Source organism: Micromonospora phytophila, from assembly GCF_023656545.1.
Taxonomy (GTDB): domain Bacteria; phylum Actinomycetota; class Actinomycetes; order Mycobacteriales; family Micromonosporaceae; genus Micromonospora; species Micromonospora phytophila.
The window spans coordinates 1-1,864 of the sequence record NZ_JAMOKF010000578.1; the positions used below are offsets into that span (position 1 = coordinate 1).

General features: G+C 75.1%; 1 protein-coding gene and 2 pseudogenes. 2 read left to right on the top strand and 1 reads right to left on the bottom strand.

Annotated elements, in window-relative coordinates:
• Nucleotides 1–822: pseudogene (locus NCC78_RS31435) on the top strand (type VII secretion integral membrane protein EccD); the annotation flags it as partial.
• Between the two features lie 37 nt (nt 823–859).
• Here NCC78_RS31435 and NCC78_RS31440 read toward each other — a convergent pair.
• Nucleotides 860–1,366, bottom strand: coding sequence for an inorganic diphosphatase (locus NCC78_RS31440; RefSeq protein ID WP_091634882.1), 507 nt, complete (start codon nt 1,364–1,366; stop codon nt 860–862).
• Between the two features lie 244 nt (nt 1,367–1,610).
• Between NCC78_RS31440 and NCC78_RS31445 the strand changes: the two are divergent.
• Nucleotides 1,611–1,864, top strand: a pseudogene (locus NCC78_RS31445) (hypothetical protein); the annotation flags it as partial.

The window sequence follows — 1,864 nt, forward strand, 5'->3', positions numbered from 1 at the left end:
TCCGGCGACGCCGTCGGGCCGGTCGCCGGGCTGCGCTGGCTCGGCGCCCCCGAGCTGCTGGCCGGTTCGGTGGCGCTGCTGCTGGTGTCGGTGCTCGGGCTCTTCGGCGTCGCCACCCGGCTGCGGGTCTTCGTGGCCGGCGCGTCGGCCGGGTTCTGCGGCGCGCTGTCGTCCCTCGGCGGGCTGCTGCTCAGCCCGGAGGGCACCGCGGCGATCCTGCTCTGCGTGCTGGTCTTCGCCGTGGGGGCGATCCCGCTGCTGGCCATCCGGCTCGGCAAGGTGCCGCTGCCCCCGATCACCCTGCCCACCGGCGAGCCGGGCGGGTCCGACCGGGCCCGGGACCTGCCGGACCGGGGACGGGTCTACGCGGCGGTCGCCCGGACGGAGGAGATCCTGACCGGGATGCTGCTCGGGCACGCCGTGCTGGCGGTCGCCGCCGCGGTGGTCCTCGGCCTCTCCGGCGGGACCGCGGGCCGGGTGCTGCTGGCGGTCGCCGCGACCGTGCTGCTGCTGCGCTCCCGGCTGTTCGTGGCGCTGCGGCACCGGGTGCCGACCGTGGTCGCCGGGCTGGCCGGGTACGCCGTGCTCGGCGCCGTGCTCGCCGACCGGTCCGGTCCGGCCGGCCTGCTCGCGCTGGTCGTCGGCGGGCTGGTGCTGGCGCTGGTCACCGTGGCGGCGGGCACCACGTACGCCCGGCGGCCGGTCTCCCCGTACCTCGGTCGGATCGCCGACCTGACCGACACCGCCCTGGTGGTGTCGGTGGTGCCGGTCGCCTGCGCGGTGCTCGACCTGTACGAACGGGCCCGCGGGCTGCTCGGCTGAGCGGCCTGCGGGCCCGTCGGAAGTCGTGTCGGGGGGGTCAGTGCGCGGACTCGCCGCGCGCCTCGGCATCCCTGGCGCGCTGGTACGACGCCACGATCTCGGCCTCGGCCTCGATCCGCCCCACCCAGGTGGCGCCCTCGACGGACTTGCCCGGCTCCAGGTCCTTGTACACCTCGAAGAAGTGCTGGATCTCCAGCCGGTCGAACTCGCCGAGGTGGTGGATGTCGCGCAGGTGCTCCTGGCGCGGATCCTCGTAGGGCACGCAGAGGACCTTGTCGTCCCCGCCCTTCTCGTCGGTCATCCGGAACATGCCGATGGTGCGGCAGCGGATCAGGCAGCCCGGGAAGGTCGGCTCGGGGACCAGCACGAGCGCGTCCAGCGGGTCGCCGTCCTCGCCCAGGGTGCCCTCGATGAACCCGTAGTCGGCCGGGTACTGGGTGGACGTGAAGAGGGTGCGGTCCAGCCGGATCCGGCCGGTCGCGTGGTCCACCTCGTACTTGTTGCGGTGACCCTTCGGGATCTCAACCGTCACGTCGAAATCCATCTGCACGCTCCCTCGTTTGCCCACGCTGGCTGACGGAACCAGCGGCACCGCCGCTCCCGGGCAGGGTGAATGCCCACCCGCCGGCTCCGGCCGCCGCATAGTGTTCGGACCGAAGTAGTGTCACCCAAGCAGATTTTCGCGGCAGGAGGAGGGGGTCGTGGGGAGGGAAGATTCACACTACCGTCCGGACGGCGACGCCGGACGGGGTCCCGGACGATCCGCCTCCGGAGGTGCCACCGGACGGGTGCCGGTGCCCGACGCCCACCCTGCCCGCCCGCCGGGAACCCCGGGCGAGACCGGTCAGGTGTACGGCTCGCCCGCGGACCGCTCCGCCGGCGAGCGGGGTGCGCCGCCGCCCTGGCGGCCGCCGTCGGACGGCCGTCCCGCCGACCCGACTCCCGGCCGTTTCCCCGCCCTCGGCGTACCCGACCGTCCGGCGACCGGCCGGGCCGCCCCGTTTCCGGGCCACGGCCAGCCGGGCCACCCGGGCCAGTCGCC

Coding starts and splice junctions, on each gene's coding strand:
- NCC78_RS31440 (WP_091634882.1), bottom strand. CDS start 1,366: ATGGATTTCGACGTGACGGTTGAGATCCCGAAGGGTCACCGCAACAAG.